Origin of the sequence: Amycolatopsis sp. CB00013, assembly GCF_001905755.1 — a bacterium.
In the GTDB taxonomy this organism is placed as follows: Bacteria; Actinomycetota; Actinomycetes; order Mycobacteriales; family Pseudonocardiaceae; genus Amycolatopsis; species Amycolatopsis japonica.
On sequence record NZ_LIWC01000005.1, the window covers coordinates 138,589 to 154,739 of the forward strand.

Consider the following 16,151-nt stretch of genomic DNA (forward strand, 5'->3'; position numbering starts at 1 on the left):
CTTGATATGTCCGTCGATCTGACCGTGCCCTTGGAATGGAAGACCGCAACCGGCGATGCCGCGAAGATGCTCGAAGAACTACAGCCGAACATCCTGAAAGCGCACGCCCGAGACCATTTTTCCGCACTTTTCCTCCGTTTTTCGGAGGCCCCGAGCGCGATGAAGTTCCTCGCGTCGCTCGTCCCGCTGATGAAGTCCGCGAAGACCCATCTGACCGAGGTCGAGCGCTTCAAAACCGAAGGGGTGAAGGGAACGCCCTACGTCGGCACCGGGCTGACCTCGGCAGGCTACCGATTCCTGAAAATCGAGGCGCCACAAGACGAATCCTTCCGCCTGGGCATGCGAACGCAGGAGACCCGGGAGAAGCTGAACGACCCGCCTCGCTCCACGTTCGACAGCGGATACCACGACGAGATCCACGCCGTCGTCATCATCGGCGACGGCGCCGACGCTCCGATGACCGCGCGCCGCAACGCGGTTCTCGCACTGATTCCGTCGACCGTTTCCGTCGTCGCCGAGGAAACCGGATTCGGCCGGGTGAACGCCAACGGTGAGGGTATCGAGCATTTCGGCTACGTCGACGGCCGGAGCCAGCCGCTCTTCCTGGTCGAGGACATCCACGCGGAAAAGACGGGAACGGACGGGATCAGTGTCTGGGATCCGAGCGCCCCCCTGAACCAGGTGCTCGTTCCGGATCACGCGGCTCCCGATCCCGAAGTGCATTTCGGCAGCTACTTCGTTTTCCGCAAATTGGAACAGAACGTGCGGCGGTTCAAGCAGTCGGAAGAGGCGCTGGCGGATCAATTGGGTCTCGTCGGCGAAGACCGGGAACGGGCGGGCGCGATGATCGTCGGCCGGTTCGAGGACGGCACGCCGGTGACCGCGCAACGGGAAGAGGGCGCGGAAAGCCCGGTACCGAACAACTTCGACTACGGAAGCGACATCGCCGGCGCCAAATGCCCGTTCCAGGCGCATATCCGGAAGACGAATCCGCGCGGCAGCGGCGGCGCGGAACAACCGCCGCAGGAACGTCTGCACCTGATGGCGCGGCGGGGCGTGCCGTACGGCGAACGGGCCGACGATCCGAACGCCGATCTGCCGCCGTCCGCGCGGCCCAGCGGCGGGGTCGGTCTGCTGTTCATGGCGTTCAATTCGGTGCTGGGCAACCAGTTCGAGTTCACGCAGGCGAACTGGTCGAACAACCCCGGGTTCCCGATTCCCCCGGTCGGGGTCAAACCGCCGGGCCTCGATCCGGTCATCGGCCAGGGCCCGCGCCCGGAATCCGTCTACACCGCGGAATGGGCGGGAACGCGGACGGTGACCGCGGATCCCCTCCCGCAGGCGGTGACACTGAAGGGTGGCGACTACTTCTTCATGCCGTCACTCGCCTTCCTGCGCGGGCTCGGCGGGAAGAACTGATCCGGCGGGCGCCGGTCACACTGGGGGTGGCCGGCGCCCGCTTTCTCCCTTCTCTCCGTCCGTATCGCGACGCGTAGTACTTTGTCCGGTGCGGTAAGCGACATCGGGCTTCGGGGAGGGAGCTGGTGATGAATCGGCATGAACGGCTGACGGCCTTATTGGACATGGTGGGAGAGCGGGAAAAAGTCGACGTCGAGGTTTCGGCGGGCGAACTCGGTGTTTCCCCCGCGACCATTCGCCGGGACCTCGATCATCTGGCGGGCCGCAATCTCGTGGTCCGCACCCGCGGCGGCGCCGTCGCGAGCAACGTCGCCTACGACCTTCCGTTGCGGCACAAGGCCGCGCGCAACGCGCCGGAACAGCAACGGATTTCCGCCGCCGCGGCCAGGATGGTCGACCCGGGCATGGTGGTCGGCCTCAACGGCGGCACCACGAGCACCGAGGTCGGCCGCGCGCTCGCGACGCGGCCGGACATGGGCGAGCCGAGCGGCGGGCCGTCGCTCACCGTGGTGACGAACGCGCTCAACATCGCCCACGAACTCGCCGTGCGGCCCAATATCAAGATCGTGGTGACCGGCGGGGTCGCGCGGCAGCAGTCGTTCGACCTGTCCGGGCCGCTGTCGCAGCTGTTCCTCGATCAGATCTCGCTCGATCTGGTGTTCCTCGGCGTCGACGCCTTCGACCCGGTGCACGGCGCGCAGGCGCACCACGAGGGCGACGCGAGCACGAACCGGCTCATGGCGGCCCGCGCCCGGCAGGTCGTCGTCCTCGCCGACAGCGGGAAGCTCGGCGGTCACGCCTTCGCGAAGATCTGCGCGACCGCCGACGTCGACGTGCTCGTCACCGACGGCCGCGCCGATCCCGAGCGGGTGCACGCCTTCGAGGAGGAAGGCGTGCGGGTGGTCAAGGCTTGAGCAGGTCCAGCCCCAGCAGCGCCGCGCCGAGCCTGCCGGCCTCGTCGCCGAGCCGCGCGATCCGCAGTTCCGGCATCCGCTGGAACTGCAGGTTCGCCGCCAGCCAGGCCCGCACCGGCTCGAGGACGTAGTCGCCCGCGGTGAACAGGCCGCCACCGAGGACGACGACTTCGGGCGCGAGCAGGGTGACCAGGGTCTTGATGCCGTGGCCGAGCCCCTCGAGCGCGTCGTTGACCACGGAGATCGCGGCCTCGTCACCGTGGCGGGCGGCGTCGACCACCTGCTCGGCGCCTTCGGCCGGTCGCCCGGTGTGCTCGCTGTAGCGGCGGGCGATGGCCGACGCGGAGGAGATCGCTTCGAGGCATCCCGTCGCGCCGCAACCGCACGGCAACCGGTGACCGACGTCGATGTGCCCGATTTCGCCGCCTTGCCCGCCCGCGGCGTACAGCCTCCCGTCGAGCTGGAGCGCGGCCGCGATCCCGGTGCCGACCGGGATGAAGGCGGCGTCGGTGCAGCCCTTGCCCGCGCCGACGCGGAATTCCGCGAGCCCGCCGGCGCGGACGTCGTGCCCGAACGCGAACGGGAGGCCGAGCCTGCTGTCGAGCATCTCGCCGAACGGGACGTCGCGGAAGTCGAGGTTCGCCGAGAACCGGGCCACCCGCTCGACCTCGTCGACGATGCCGGGGATGACCACGCCGACGGCGTCCGGCGTACCGGTCCCCGCCTGCTTGCCCAGTGTTTCCACGATCCGCGCGACCTGATCGGCGAGCGCTTCGCCGTCCGCGCCGCGCGCCGTCGGCTCGCGCAGGCTGGCGAGGTCTTTCAGGTCCGCGTCGTAGAGGGCCGCCTTGATGGACGTGCCGCCGACATCGAGTGCCGCCACCGCAGGTGTCATACCCACGATTGTCACATTGACCGGAGGCTTCACCGCGACCTACGCTCGACCGGCCAGACGACGGTTCCCGGAACGCGGTGAGAATCCGCGCGGTCGCGCCACTGTGACCCCGAGCGATCGGGGAAGCCAGACCCGGAGCCGTCGTGACACCCCTGAAGAGGCCGCGCTAGCCCGAGGAGGTCCCACCGCCATGTCCGAAGCGGTAGCCGCAGTACCCGTCCCCGTCCGGATCCCCGTCCGCGAGATCCTGCCCTGGGCGGTGCTCGTCATCCTCCTTTCGCTGATCACGCTGTACTTCGTCAGCGCCGAGCAGGGTGCGGTGTCGGTGTTCGCGAACTCGTACGTCCACGAGTTCGTCCACGACGGCCGGCACCTGCTGGCCTTCCCCTGTCACTAGGGCGGCAAGCGCCCCATGATGAGGACCTTGCTGGTCCGCGGCATGCTCGCGGGCCTGGTCGCCGGTGTCCTGGCGACCCTTTTCGCGTACTTCTTCGGTGAGCCTTCGGTCGACACCGCCATCGGTCTCGAGGGCACCGCCGCGCATTCGCACAGCGCGCCCGGTGCCCACGAACACGCCCCGGCCGACGCCGAGGCGGCGGAGGAGGAGCTCGTCACCCGCGGTGTGCAGAGCACCGTCGGGCTGCTGACCGGCGTCGGCCTGTACGGCGTCGCCGTCGGCGGGCTGTTCTCGCTCGCGTTCGCCTTCACCTACGGGCGCCTCGGCACGCTGCGACCGCGGGTGACCGCGGCCCTGCTCGCCGGCGGCGCCTTCGTGGTCGTGTTCCTGGTGCCGTTCTTGAAGTACCCGGGGAATCCGCCCGCGGTGGGTCAGGCGGGCACGATCGGGAGCCGGACTTCGCTGTACTTCGGTTTCGTCGCGCTTTCGCTGCTGGTCGGCATCCTCGCCGCGGCGTTCGGGCGGAAGCTGGCCGACAAGCTCGGCGCCTGGCGCGGCGGTCTGCTCGCCGCGGGCGGGTACGTCGTGCTGATCTCGGTGGCGGCGGCGCTGCTGCCGTCGATCGACGAGGTCCCCGACGGGTTCCCCGGTTCCACGCTGTGGTCCTTCCGGCTGGCGTCGGTCGGTACGCAGGTGGTGCTGTGGACCGCGCTCGGCCTGGCCTTCGGCGCTTTGGCCGAGAAGGCCTTGAAGAGCCGGGACGCCGTTCGGGCCTAGACTCCGGGCGGCACGAAAGGCAGAGAGCCGTCGGCACCGTTCTCGATCAGGCGCAGCAGAGCCTCGGTGTCGACGTGCTCCTCGACGGCGTCCGCGAGCCTGTCGAGCATGGACTCCCGCAGCGCGCCGAAGCCCGGTGCCCCGGCGGCCGGTGACCAGTCCGCCACCTCGCCCAGCCAGGCGCGCCGGAAACCGTCGTTCTCGAAGGCGCCGTGCCACATCGTGCCCCACACCGAGCCCCGCCGGTATCCGTCCAAAAAGGACTCGGCGGGGCCGGTGGCGGTCACGGTGCCGTGGTGGATCTCGTACGCCTCCACGGATTGACCGCGCCACGAACCCGTCGGCCTGGCCAGCACCTTGTCGGCGCTGAACGAGACCCGCGTCGGCAGCAGACCGAGACCGGGGACCGTTCCCGCCCCGGATTCGACGTCGTCCTCGATCTCGGCGGCCAGCATCTGATAGCCGCCGCAGATCCCCAGCACCGGACGTCCCGCCTCGGCCCGCGCGCGCACGGCGTCCGCAAGACCACGCGCCCGCAGCCACGCCAGGTCGTCCACGGTCGCGCGGGAACCCGGCAGGATCACCACGTCGGCGGACCGGACCGTGTCCGGATCGGCGGTCAGTGCGACCGAGACGCCGGGCTCGGCGGCGAGCGCGTCGACGTCGGTCGCGTTGGAGGCCCGCGGGAAACGCACGACGGCGACGCGCAGGGACCCGCCGGAGGCGCCCCAGCCCGCGGCGGCGAGCGCGTCCTCCGAGTCGATCCACACCTGGTCGAGCCACGGCAGCACACCGAAGACCTCTCGGCCGGTGAGCTTCTCCAGCGTCTCCAGTCCCGGCCGCAGCAGACCCACGTCACCGCGGAACTTGTTGACCAGCCAACCCGAAACCAGCGCCTGGTCCTCGGCGGACAGCAGCGCGAGGGTGCCGAACATCGCGGCCATGACCCCGCCGCGGTCGATGTCGCCGACGACGACCACAGGCAGGCCGAAGCGCCGAGCCAGCCCCATGTTGACGTAGTCGCCTTCGCGCAGGTTGATCTCGGCCGGGCTGCCCGCGCCTTCGCACAGCACGACGTCGAAACGCTTTCGCAGCGAAGAGAACGTGTCGAAGGCGATCTCGGCGAGCCCGGCCCGGCCCGTCGCGTACTCCCCCGCTTCCAGCGTGCCGAACGGTTTCCCGAGCGCGACGACGTGGCTGCGCCGATCGCTCCCGGGTTTCAATAGCACCGGGTTCATCGCTGCTTCGGGTTCGACCCGGGCCGCCCGCGCCTGAAGCCATTGCGCGCGGCCGATTTCGGCGCCGTCGGCGCAGACCATCGAGTTGTTCGACATGTTCTGGGACTTGAACGGCGCCACCCGCACGCCCCGGCGCGCGAGCCAGCGGCACAACGCGGCGGTGACCAGGCTCTTGCCCGCGTCCGACGTCGTCCCCGCGACGAGCAGGCCGCTCATCGCGCGACCGCCACCGCGACGACGAGCGCGGCGAGACCGACCGCCCTCGACAGCCGGACCGCGCGGCGCACGTCCACCGGCTCCGGTTCGCGGCCGTCGCCGAGGACGCCGCGGCGTTCGGTACGGCCGCCGTAGCTGTTCGTCCCGCCCAGTTTGATCCCGAGCGCGCCGGCGAAGGCGGCCTCGACCTGGCCCGCGTTGGGACTCGGATGGTGCTTCCCGTCGCGGCGCCAGATGCGGAACGCAGGCCTGGCGAAGCCGCCCGCCAGCGGCGCCGACACCACGGTGAGCGCCGCGCCGACCCGGGACGGCACCAGATTCGCCAGATCGTCCGTCCGCGCCGACGCCCAGCCGAAGTTGGCGTACTTCGGCGATCGGTAGCCGACCATCGCGTCGAGCGTGTTGAGCGCGCGGTAACCCAGCAGACCGGGGATCCCGGCGACCGCGCCCCACAGCAGCGGCGCGACGACCGCGTCGGAGGTGTTCTCGGCGATGGACTCGGTGGTCGCGCGCGCGAGCTGTTCGGTGTCGAGGCCGGTGGCGTCGCGGGCGCACAGATGCGAAAGCCGCTGCCGTGCGCCGGGCAGGTCGCCGTCGTCGAGCAGATGAGCCATGCGCGTGCCCTCGGCCGCGAGCCCCTTGCCGCCGAGAACCACCCAAGTGGACGCCGCGGTGAGCGCGAATCTCGCGAAGGGACGCTTCCGCGTCAAGAACTGGGCCGCGACCCCCAATCCGGTGACGGTGCCCGCGCAGACCGCGGTGTACGCGACACCCCGGACCTTCGAATCGGCGTAAACCCGCTGTTCGAGGGCTTGTGCGGCGCGGCCGAAGCCCGCGACGGGATGCCTCTTCCGTGGATCTCCGAACACGGCGTCGGCGACGTAACCGGTCACGAGTCCGGCTGCGGTGGCGGCTTGTCGGAGTGGCACGTGGCGAACGGTAGCGCGTGCACGAGAATGCGGGGTATGACCAAGCTGACGCATCGCCTCGCGAGGGTCCTGGAGACTCTCGCGCGGGCACTTCGCCGCTATTCGCGCGACGACGGCAAGGTGCTGATACTGGGCGGCGTCCGCTCTGGGAAGTCACACCACGCCGAGCGGCTCGCGTCCCGCCACCCGCACCTCACCTATGTCGCGCCCGGGCTGCCGCCGAGCGCCGAAGATCCCGAATGGGCCGCCCGGGTGGCCGCGCACCGCGCGCGGCGGCCGAGCCACTGGAAGACCGTCGAGACCACCGACCTGGCCACCGTGCTGCGCACGGCGACACATCCGCTGCTCATCGACTGCCTCGGCACGTGGATCAGCCGGGTGCTCGACGAGGTCGGTGCCTGGGACCAGCGCAAGGGCTGGGAGCGGCGGCTCGACGACCGGCTGGAGGATTTCCTCGCGGCGTGGGCGCAGGCCGACGTGCCGGTGATCGCGGTCAGCAACGAGGTCGGCAGCGGTGTGGTGCCCGCGACGGTGTCCGGACGCGTGTTCCGTGATGTGCTGGGCGCGTTGAACAACCGGGTGTCCGCCGTGTCCGACCGGACCGTGCTGGTCGTCGCCGGACGGATGCTCGACCTGCCTTAGGGAGTCCCATGCGTATCGCCACCCCGGACGCCGCCGCCGCAACCGCCGCGCGCGCCAGACTGGACGGACTGGTCAAACCGCTCGGTTCACTCGGACGGCTCGAAGACCTGGCCGCGTGGCTCAGCGCGGCGCACGGTGTCGTCCCGCCGCGGCCGCTCGACGACGTCCGCGTGGTCGTCTTCGCCGGGGACCACGGGGTTTCCGGGATGTCGGCGTATCCGCGTGAGGTCACCGCGGCGATGGTCCGGGTGTTCCTCGCCGGGAAGAGCGGCGTCAGCGTGCTGGCCGGGCTCGCCGGGGCGAAGGTGCGGGTGCTGGACATCGCCGTGGACTGGGACGGCGCGGACGTGCCCGCCGAGGTCACCGCGCACAAGGTCCGGCGGGGTTCCGGCGCGATCGACGTCGAGGACGCGCTCGCCGAGGGCGAGGCGCGGACGGCGTTCGAGCACGGGCTGGCGATCGCGGACGAGGAGATCGACGGCGGCGCGGATCTGCTCATCCCCGGTGACATGGGGATCGGGAACACGACGGTCTGCGCGGCCGTGGTCGCCTCGCTGCTCGGCCTTCTCCCGGAAGACGTCGTCGGCACGGGCACCGGGATCGACGAGGCCGGGCGCGCGCGGAAACTCGCGGTCGTCGAGGCCGCGTTGATCAGGGCCGGCGCGACGAAAGACCCCTTCGCACTGCTGACCGCGCTCGGCAGCGCTTGTCTCGCCGCGACGGCGGGCTTTCTCGTGCAGGCGGCGGTTCGCGGCGTGCCGGTGCTGCTCGACGGCGTGTTCTCCGGGGCCGCGGCGCTCGTCGCCCGCGAGATCGCGCCGGGTGCCGAGCAGTGGTGGCTGGCCGGGCATCGGTCGACCGAGCCGTCGCAGGCGTACGCGTTGAAGGCGCTCGATCTGGAGCCGATCCTCGACCTCGGGCTGCGGCTCGGCGAGGGCAGCGGCGCCGTGCAGGCGGTACCGGTGCTGAGGGCGGCGCGGGCGATCCTCGCGGACATGGGTCTGCTGGCGGATCTGGCTTGATCGCCGACGCGCTGAAAATGGCCGTCGGCACCCTGACCACCGTCCGGGTGCCGGCGCCGGGGGTGATCGACCGGCGGGTGGCGGGTGGGGCGATGGTGCTCGGCCCGCTTGCCGTCGTGCCGCTCGCGGCCGTCGCTTCGCTGATCGTCTTCCTGGGTGAGCTGATCGGTCTGCCCGCGTTCGCGTCGGCGGCGCTCGCGCTGGGCGCGGTGGCGCTCGGCAGCCGCGGGCTTCATCTGGACGGGCTCGCCGACACGGCCGACGGTCTCGGCGCTTCGTACGACCGTGCTCGGGCGCTGGAGGTCATGCGGCGCGGGGATTCCGGGCCGACCGGGATCGCGACCCTGGTGCTGGTGCTGCTCGTCCAGGTCGGCGCGCTGGCCGGGGCGATCTCGGCCGGGCACGGGATCGCGGCGGCCGCCGTCGCGGTCGTCGCCGGACGCGGCGTGCTCTCGCTGTGCTGCGCACGCGGTGTCCCGTCGGCCCGGCCGGAAGGGCTGGGCGCGACCGTCGCCGGTTCGGTGCCGGTGTGGGCGGCGGCCCTGGTCTTCGCCGTGCTGGCGGGCGCGGCGGCGTTGGTGCTGCCGTGGTGGCAAGGGCTCGCCGCGGTGGCGTTGGGGTATCTGGCCGCGTCCGCGCTGCTGGCGCGGTGCGTTCAGCGGCTGGGCGGGGTGACCGGGGACGTGCTCGGGGGTTGCGTCGAGGTCTCCGTCGCGGGGATCTTGCTGGCTTCGTCGTTCTGAGGAACCGCCAGTTTCTCGTCGATTTCCGGCAGCCAGAAGCACAACTCGAAGGTCTTCATCCCGGCCCAGAGGCCGAGTTTGCGGCCCTGGGAGACCAAAGTGACCGACGCGAACAGCAGCAGCGCGGCGATCACGGCGGCGATGAACGGGTGCTTGCCGGCGAAGATGTCGACGATCGCGGCGACGGCGCCGAACAGCATCGGCGGCGCGCAGTTGCGCACCATCAGCCCGGACGCGCGCAGCCGCGTGACGTCGGCCGCGACCTCCTTGTCGTGCAGTTGCAGCGCGCACAGCAGGAGATGCGGGCTCTCCTTCAGGTACGCGCGGTCCTTGGCCGCGGGCATCCGGCGCACGAACTCCACGGCGGCGTCCCGGTCCCGTCTGCGCGGCACGATCCGCTCCAGCGCATCCCCGAGCGGATAGGCCAGATAGCCCAGCAGGAAACTCAGGACCACGATCACGACGACGAGCACCACGGTCGGCACGCCGCCGACGCTCGCCGCCGTCAGGATGTGGACCTTCGCCCCGAGGTAACCGAAGAACGCGACGTACAGCGCGCCGGGGATGGTGTAGGCGAAGAGATCGAAGACGCCGATCACGAAGTTCACTCGCCTATCCAACCAGAAGTCGCCGTGCGCTTTGGCCGAGTTGGTCGTGAGTGGTAAGTCGCGTTCTAACGACACTTACCCCTCACGAGCCAAGGCTTCGGCGACTTCGTCGGCGTGTGGGATGGTCGCGGCGATGATGCCGTCCAGCACCTTCCGCGTCGCCGTCATCTCGTCGATCGCCGTGGTGATCCGGTCCCGCTCCCGGTACAACTCGGGCAGCAGATCGACGCAGGCGGGCGCCAGGCCGTTCCCGAGATCGACCATGCACGGCAGCACCCCGGCGATGGTCGCGGTGCCCAGCCCCGCGGACAGCAGGGTGCGGATGTTGCGCACCCGCGCGACATCCGCTTCCGAATATTCGCGGTAACCACTCGGCCTTCGCACCGGATGCAGAAGGCCCTGTTCCTCGTAATAGCGGAGCAACCGTTCCCGCACGCCCGTCCGCCGCACCAGCTCACCGATCCGCATGAGAACAACCATTACACGATCAGGAGTTGACTCTCACATCGATGAGAGACTTTAGCCTTGCCCCATGACCGATCAGAACCTCCCGGTGGCCGTCGTCGGACTCGGCCCGATGGGTGCCGCGCTCGCCGCCGCCCTGCTCGACCGCGGCCACGACGTGACCGTGTGGAACCGTTCCCCCGGCAAGGCCGCCCCCTTGGTGGCGAAAGGCGCGCGGCAGGCGGACGACATCGTGGACGCGGTGTCCGCGAGCCGTCTGCTCGTGGTCTGTCTCGCCGACTATGACGCGCTTTACTCCGCGCTCGGCCCGGCGCGGGAAGCCTTGCGCGGCCGCGTGGTGGTGAACCTGAATTCCGGCACGCCGAAGGAGGCACGCGAGGCCGCCCAGTGGGCGGAAGGACACGGAATCGGCTATCTCGACGGCGCGATCATGGTTCCTCCGCCCCTGGTCGGGCACCCCGGCTCGCTCTTCCTCTACAGCGGCCCCACCGAGGTTTTCGAGACGCACAAGGAGACCCTGGCCGATCTGGGAGATCCGACCCATCTCGGCACGGACCCGGGCCTCGCCGTGCTGTACAACACCGCGTTGCTGAGCATGATGTACTCGTCCCTGAACGGTTTCCTGCACGCCGCCGCGCTGGTCGGCAGTGCCGGGGTCGGGGCGGCCGAGTTCACGGAGATCGCGGTGGACTGGTTCCTGCCCTCGGTGATCGGCGGGATCATCAAGGCCGAGGCGCCCACCATCGACAAGGGTGAGTATCCCGGCGAGCTCGCTTCCCTGGAAATGAACGTCACGACGCTGAAGCACATCATCGGCACCAGCGACGAGCAGCGAGTCGACGCCGGTATCCCGGCCGGGAACAAGGAACTGCTGGACCGGGCGGTCGCCGCGGGGTTCGGCAAGAGCGGCTACTCCTCGGTGATCGAGATCCTCAAGCGGGGAGCCGCCTGACCGCCGCGAGCGCCGCCAGGAAGCGGTCCACCGTCTCCCGGTCCCGCACCGCGATCCGCAGGTACCGCCCGTCCAGCCCCGGGAAGGTGTCCCCCCGGCGGACGGCGAACCCGTGCTCCCGCAATCGTTCCCGCACGCCGTCGGCGCCCGGGAACCGCACGAGCACGAAAGGCCCCCGGGGCTCCCCCAGCACCTCGACCCCCAAAGCGGTCAAGCCCGAAACCAGGTACTCCCGGTCCGCTTCCGCCGCCACGGCCAGTTTCTCGGCTTCCTCCAGCGCCGCCGGACGGCAGCACGCCACCACGGCGACGGCGGCCAGCGACGACACCGACCACGGGGGCTGGACGGCGCGCAGACTGTCCACAACGGACTCGTCCGCCAGGACGTACCCGGCGCGCAGCCCGGCGATCCCCCACGTCTTCGTCAGGCTGCGGAGAACGACGAAACCCGGTTGCCCCGCAACGCTTTCGGTCTCGCCGGGGACGGCGTCGAGGAAGGCTTCGTCGACGACGACCAGCCGGTCCGGGCGGCCCAGCGCGAGCAGGTCCGCGGCCGGATGCAGCACGGAGGTCGGGTTCGTGGGGTTCCCGACGAAGACCAGATCGGCTTCCTCCGGGACGTCACTCAGCCGGAAACCGTCGTCGGGCGACAACACCACCCGCCGCACGGCGTGGCCGGCCGCGCGCAGGGCGGCTTCGGGTTCGGTGAACTGCGGGTGCACGACCACCGCGCACGACGGCCGCAACGCCGTCGCCAGCAACGTGAACGCCTCGGCCGCGCCGGAGGTCACCAAGACCTGGGACTCGGGCAACGAGTGCCGGGCGGCGACCGCGGCCGCGGCGGCGGTGACGTCCGGATAGGCGGCCAGATCGTCCAGCGCCGCCGCCAGTTCGGCGCGCAGCCAGGCGGGCGGCGCCGGCAGGCGGACGTTGACCGCCAGATCGACGAGACCCTCGCCGACCTCGCGATCGCCGTGATGCCAGAGATCGTAGTCAGCCATGGGCGTGCACCGCGGCGGCGAACCGCTCGGCGAGTTCAGGGTAGCCCGCCCAATGGACGTGCAGGTACGACGCGTGCAGGGACGCCGACGCGAAGCCGTCCGGAGTGCGGTCCCAGCCCCAGGCCGGGGTCGGGCCGCTGCCGGGTTCGATGATCGTGCGGTGGAATTCGTGCCCGGTGACGCGTTGCCCGGCGACCGCGAGCACACTGTCCGCGGGCGAGAAAGCCTTGCGGTACCCCAGCTTTCCGCGTTTCGTCATGGTGGCCGACGCGTCGAGGACGCCGGTCATCGGTGTCCCGTCGATGTCCTGGCACAGGTACAACAGCCCCGCGCATTCCGCCACGACGGGCATTCCGTCGCCGACGGCTCGCGCGATCGCCGTCCGCAGCGGGAGATTCGCCGAAAGCTCTTCGGCGTGCACCTCGGGGAAGCCACCGCCGAAGTACAGCCCGGCGCAGCCTTCGGGGAGTTCCTTATCCTGCAAGGGATCCACGTCGACGACGTCGACACCCGCGGCGGCGAGCAATTCGACGGCCTCGGTGTAGCGGAAGGTGAACGCCGGACCGGCCGCCGCGGCGACCACCGAACGCCGCCCCTCGACCGCGAACGGCGGCCGCCAGGGCTCCCCCGAAAGCCGGGAGGCCGAACGCGCCACCTGCACGATCGCGCCGAGGTCCACCCCTTCGCTGATCCACGCGGCCAGCTCCGGCAGCAGACGTTCGGACTCGCTCGCCCGTTCCGCCGCCGGGACCAGGCCGAGGTGACGGCTGGGCGCGTGGATCTCTTCGTTGCGGTACAACGTTCCCAGCAGCGGGACACCGGTCGCCTCCAGCGCGGTGACGATCTCGTCCGCGTGCCGCTGCGAGCCCAGCTTGTTGAGGATGACGCCGGCGAGCCGGACGCGGGTGTCGTACTGCGCGAACCCGAGCACGGTCGCGGCGACACTGCGCGACGCGGCCGAGGCGTCCACGACGAGCACCACCGGCGCGTCCAGCAACCGGGCGACGTGCGCGGTCGAGGCGTACCCCTCGGTACCGAGCGCGCCGTCGAACAGGCCCATCACGCCTTCGATGACCGCGATGTCGGCACCGGCGGAACCGTGCCGCAGCAACGGGATCAGCCGGTCCTCGCCCTGGAGGAACGGGTCGAGGTTGCGCGGCGGCCGTCCGGTCGCCAGCGCGTGGTAGCTCGGGTCGATGAAGTCGGGCCCGACCTTGTGCCCGGACACCTTCAGCCCCCGCGCGCGCAACGCCGCCATCAGGCCCGCGGCGATCGTGGTCTTGCCGTGCCCGGACCCGGGCGCGGCGATGACCACGCGGTTCACCATTCGATGCCTCGCTGGCCCTTTTGCCCGGCGTCCATCGGATGCTTCACCTTCGTCATCTCGGTGACCAGGTCCGCCGCCTCGATCAGTTCCGGCGGCGCGTACCGGCCGGTGATCACCACGTGCTGATGGCCGGGGCGTCCGCTCAGCGTCGAGACGACGTCGTCCACTTCGAGCCAGCCCCATTTGAGCAGGTAGCTGAACTCGTCGAGGACGTAGAAGTCGTGGGTTTCGGCGGCGAGACGGCGTTTGATCTCGGCCCAGCCCTCACGCGCGTTCTCGGCGTGGTCCTCCTCGGAACCGGACTTACGCGCCCAGCTCCAGCCTTCGCCCATCTTGTGCCACTCGACGGCGCCGCCCTGGCCGGTGTCCTCGTGCAGCTTGCCCAGCGCGCGGAACGCGGCTTCCTCGCCGACACGCCATTTCGCCGACTTGACGAACTGGAACACGCCGATCGACCAGCCCTGGTTCCACGCGCGCAGCGCCATCCCGAACGCGGCCGTGGACTTGCCCTTCATCTCACCGGTGTGCACGGCGAGCAGCGGGCGGTTGCGCCGCTGGCGGGTGGTGAGACCGTCGTTCGGCACCGTTTCCGGTTTGCCCTGTGGCATTACGCCGCCTTTCCGGAGATACGGGTGCGGACCGCGCCCGCGAGAGTGTCGGCGGCGACCTCGGCGACCGGAACGTGTTCCGCGCCAAGGTGTTCCGCCAGTTCGGCGGCGAGCCCGAGGCGCATCTTCCCGCTCTCGCAGTCCATCACGATCGAGGTCACGTTCCCGGCCAGCAATCCGGCCGCCTGACGGGCACGCTGGACGGCGTCGGCGCCGCTGGTCGCACGGCCGTCGGTGACGACCACCAGCAGCGGACGCCGCAGCGGATCACGGACCGCTTCGATCCGCAGAACCCTTGCCGCTTCGAGAAGTCCTTCGGCCAGCGGGGTCCGGCCGCCGGTCGCGAGACCGTCCAAACGGGACGCAGCGGCGTCGACGCTGATCGTGGGCGGGAGCGCGAGTTCGGCGCCGGAGGCACGGAACGTCACCAGGCCGACCTTGTCCCGGCGCTGATACGCGTCGAGCAGCAGCGACAGCACGGCGGTCTTGACCTCGCGCATCCGCTGCCGCGCGCCCATCGAGCCGGACGCGTCGACGCAGAACAGCACCAGGTTGCCCTCGCGTCCTTCCCGCCGCGCGAACCGCAGATCCTGGGGCCGCACCACGAGACCCGCGCCGCTGCGGCCGCGGGAACGCTGATGCGGCGCGGCCGCGCGCACGGTCGCGAGCAGATGCGGATGCCCGTCCTTGGTCCCGGCGGGCTGGACGCCGATGGTCCGCCCGTTGTCGGTGATCGCCCTCGACCGCCGCCCGGCGGCACCCTCACCGGTGCCCTTCACCTCGAAACGCCTGGCACGGAAGGCTTCCCCAGCACCGACCGGCTTCTGGTCGCCGCCACTCCCGCCGCTTGACGGCTCCTGACCACCTTGCGAGGGCGGCGGGGCCTCACCGCCCTCCGGAGGTGCACCGGAACCGGGACCGTCGTCGTCGGGACCGGGGCCTTCGGGTTCGGCGTCCTGCAACGCCTGCTCAAGCTGCTCCTCGGAGATCCCGGGCGCGTCGAAGGGATTGCGGCGACGGCGGTGCGGCAGCGCGAGCCTGGCCGCGACCCGGACGTCGTCGGTGGTCACCTCGGTGCGCCCGGCCCAGGCGGCGTGCGCGACCGCGGTCCGCGCGGTGACGATGTCCGCGCGCATCCCGTCGACCTCGAACGACGCGCAGACCTCCGCGATCTGCCGCAGCGCGTCGTCCGGCAGTTTGACCGACGGCAGAAGTCGTTGCGCCGCCTCGATGTCCGCGGCGAGTTCGGCGTCGGCCGCGGCGTATTGGCCGGCGAAGCCGTCGGGGTCCGCCTCGTAGGCGAGCCGCCGCCGGACGACCTCGACCCGCAGTTCGGGATCCCGGCTGGACGCGACCTCGACGGTGAGCCCGAAGCGGTCCAGCAGCTGCGGCCGCAGCTCGCCTTCCTCGGGGTTCATCGTGCCGATCAGGACGAACCGGGCCGCGTGCGACACCGAGACACCCTCGCGTTCGACGGTCGCGCGGCCCATGGCGGCGGCATCGAGCAGCGTGTCGACCAGGTGGTCGTGCAGGAGGTTGACCTCGTCCACGTACAGCAGCCCTCGATGCGCGGCGGCGAGCAGGCCGGGCTGGAAATCGGTGACGCCGTCGGCGAGCGCGCGTTCCAGGTTCAGCGAACCGATCACGCGGTCTTCGGCCGCGCCGACCGGCAGTTCCACCAGCCGCGCGGGACGACGGTGGGCGGGCGAACCTTCCGCGTGCGGGCCGTCGGGGCAGGCCGGATCGGGCTCGACGGGATCGCAGGAGAACCGGCACGCGTCCACGACGTCGACGCCGGGCAGGAGACCGGCAAGCGCACGCACCATCGTGGACTTCGCCGTGCCCTTCTCGCCGCGCACGAGAACCCCGCCGACGGCGGGCGAGATGGAGGAAAGCACCAGCGCCAGGCGCAGATCCGGCATCCCCACAACGGCGGTGAACGGGTACGGCTTCACAGCTCTCCCTCATCCTCGACGACCTCCGGCCGATCATCGCACAG

17 protein-coding genes are annotated in these 16,151 nt (G+C 70.9%); 8 read left to right on the forward strand and 9 right to left on the reverse strand.

The window, feature by feature from the left end:
* Positions 1-6: 6 nt before the first annotated feature.
* The gene (locus tag AMK34_RS30940; RefSeq protein WP_073847699.1) at positions 7-1,419 is read left to right on the forward strand and encodes a Dyp-type peroxidase; all 1,413 of its coding nucleotides are present in this window, start codon (positions 7-9) and stop codon (positions 1,417-1,419) included.
* A 128-nt stretch (positions 1,420-1,547) separates the two neighbouring features.
* On the forward strand, positions 1,548-2,333 hold the full coding sequence (locus AMK34_RS30945) for a DeoR/GlpR family DNA-binding transcription regulator (RefSeq protein WP_037346676.1): 786 nt from the start codon (positions 1,548-1,550) through the stop codon (positions 2,331-2,333).
* Here AMK34_RS30945 and AMK34_RS30950 read toward each other — a convergent pair.
* Entirely contained in the window at positions 2,323-3,216 is an 894-nt protein-coding gene (locus tag AMK34_RS30950) for an ROK family protein (RefSeq protein WP_083650049.1), read from the reverse strand. The two genes, AMK34_RS30945 and AMK34_RS30950, sit on opposite strands and share 11 nt — an antisense overlap.
* Positions 3,217-3,418: 202 nt before the next feature.
* On the opposite strand from AMK34_RS30950, the gene AMK34_RS30955 reads away from it, so the two are divergent.
* Positions 3,419-3,625, forward strand: coding sequence for a CbtB domain-containing protein (locus tag AMK34_RS30955; RefSeq protein WP_034312940.1), 207 nt, complete (start codon positions 3,419-3,421; stop codon positions 3,623-3,625).
* Positions 3,626-3,640: 15 nt separating this feature from the next.
* Complete coding sequence (locus AMK34_RS30960; RefSeq protein WP_038517804.1) at positions 3,641-4,402, forward strand: CbtA family protein; 762 nt, start codon at positions 3,641-3,643, stop codon at positions 4,400-4,402.
* Here AMK34_RS30960 and AMK34_RS30965 read toward each other — a convergent pair.
* On the reverse strand, positions 4,399-5,856 hold the full coding sequence (locus tag AMK34_RS30965; protein WP_073847700.1) for a cobyric acid synthase: 1,458 nt from the start codon (positions 5,854-5,856) through the stop codon (positions 4,399-4,401). The genes AMK34_RS30960 and AMK34_RS30965 overlap by 4 nt on opposite strands.
* A complete protein-coding gene (locus tag AMK34_RS30970; protein WP_073847701.1) occupies positions 5,853-6,785 on the reverse strand; it encodes a cobalamin biosynthesis protein in 933 nt (310 codons plus the stop codon). The genes AMK34_RS30965 and AMK34_RS30970 overlap by 4 nt, the downstream gene beginning before the upstream one ends.
* Positions 6,786-6,821: 36 nt before the next feature.
* On the opposite strand from AMK34_RS30970, the gene AMK34_RS30975 reads away from it, so the two are divergent.
* From AMK34_RS30975 to AMK34_RS30985, 3 genes are read left to right on the forward strand one after another with little or no spacing between them, the layout of a single operon-like run.
* Positions 6,822-7,427, forward strand: coding sequence for a bifunctional adenosylcobinamide kinase/adenosylcobinamide-phosphate guanylyltransferase (locus AMK34_RS30975; RefSeq protein ID WP_037346667.1), 606 nt, complete (start codon positions 6,822-6,824; stop codon positions 7,425-7,427).
* A gap of 8 nt (positions 7,428-7,435) precedes the next feature.
* Complete coding sequence (gene cobT / locus AMK34_RS30980; RefSeq protein WP_038517812.1) at positions 7,436-8,449, forward strand: nicotinate-nucleotide--dimethylbenzimidazole phosphoribosyltransferase; 1,014 nt, start codon at positions 7,436-7,438, stop codon at positions 8,447-8,449.
* Positions 8,446-9,192, forward strand: a complete 747-nt coding sequence (locus AMK34_RS30985) for an adenosylcobinamide-GDP ribazoletransferase (protein ID WP_143202663.1) — start codon at positions 8,446-8,448, stop codon at positions 9,190-9,192. Before cobT ends, AMK34_RS30985 begins: the two co-directional genes overlap by 4 nt.
* On the opposite strand, the gene AMK34_RS30990 is transcribed toward AMK34_RS30985, so the two are convergent.
* Positions 9,105-9,800, reverse strand: coding sequence for a hypothetical protein (locus tag AMK34_RS30990; RefSeq protein WP_241832901.1), 696 nt, complete (start codon positions 9,798-9,800; stop codon positions 9,105-9,107). The genes AMK34_RS30985 and AMK34_RS30990 overlap by 88 nt on opposite strands.
* Positions 9,801-9,875: 75 nt before the next feature.
* On the reverse strand, positions 9,876-10,268 hold the full coding sequence (locus tag AMK34_RS30995) for a MerR family transcriptional regulator (protein ID WP_038517815.1): 393 nt from the start codon (positions 10,266-10,268) through the stop codon (positions 9,876-9,878).
* Between the two features lie 64 nt (positions 10,269-10,332).
* On the opposite strand from AMK34_RS30995, the gene AMK34_RS31000 reads away from it, so the two are divergent.
* Positions 10,333-11,217 (forward strand): NAD(P)-dependent oxidoreductase, encoded by an 885-nt coding sequence (locus tag AMK34_RS31000; RefSeq protein ID WP_038517819.1) that lies wholly within the window; start codon positions 10,333-10,335, stop codon positions 11,215-11,217.
* Here the strand turns inward: AMK34_RS31000 and cobC are convergent.
* Genes cobC through AMK34_RS31020 form a run of 4 tightly spaced genes read right to left on the reverse strand, consistent with a single transcriptional unit; the run spans position 11,198 to position 16,107 of the window.
* Entirely contained in the window at positions 11,198-12,217 is a 1,020-nt protein-coding gene (cobC, locus tag AMK34_RS31005; protein ID WP_073847702.1) for an Rv2231c family pyridoxal phosphate-dependent protein CobC, read from the reverse strand. The genes AMK34_RS31000 and cobC overlap by 20 nt on opposite strands.
* Positions 12,210-13,544 carry a cobyrinate a,c-diamide synthase gene (locus AMK34_RS31010; RefSeq protein ID WP_073847703.1) on the reverse strand — a complete coding sequence of 445 codons (1,335 nt, stop codon included), beginning with the start codon at positions 13,542-13,544 and terminating at the stop codon, positions 12,210-12,212. Before AMK34_RS31010 ends, cobC begins: the two co-directional genes overlap by 8 nt.
* Positions 13,538-14,152 carry a cob(I)yrinic acid a,c-diamide adenosyltransferase gene (gene cobO / locus AMK34_RS31015; RefSeq protein ID WP_038517828.1) on the reverse strand — a complete coding sequence of 205 codons (615 nt, stop codon included), beginning with the start codon at positions 14,150-14,152 and terminating at the stop codon, positions 13,538-13,540. Before cobO ends, AMK34_RS31010 begins: the two co-directional genes overlap by 7 nt.
* Positions 14,152-16,107 (reverse strand): putative cobaltochelatase, encoded by a 1,956-nt coding sequence (locus tag AMK34_RS31020; RefSeq protein ID WP_073847704.1) that lies wholly within the window; start codon positions 16,105-16,107, stop codon positions 14,152-14,154. The genes cobO and AMK34_RS31020 overlap by 1 nt, the downstream gene beginning before the upstream one ends.
* Positions 16,108-16,151: the final 44 nt, after the last annotated feature.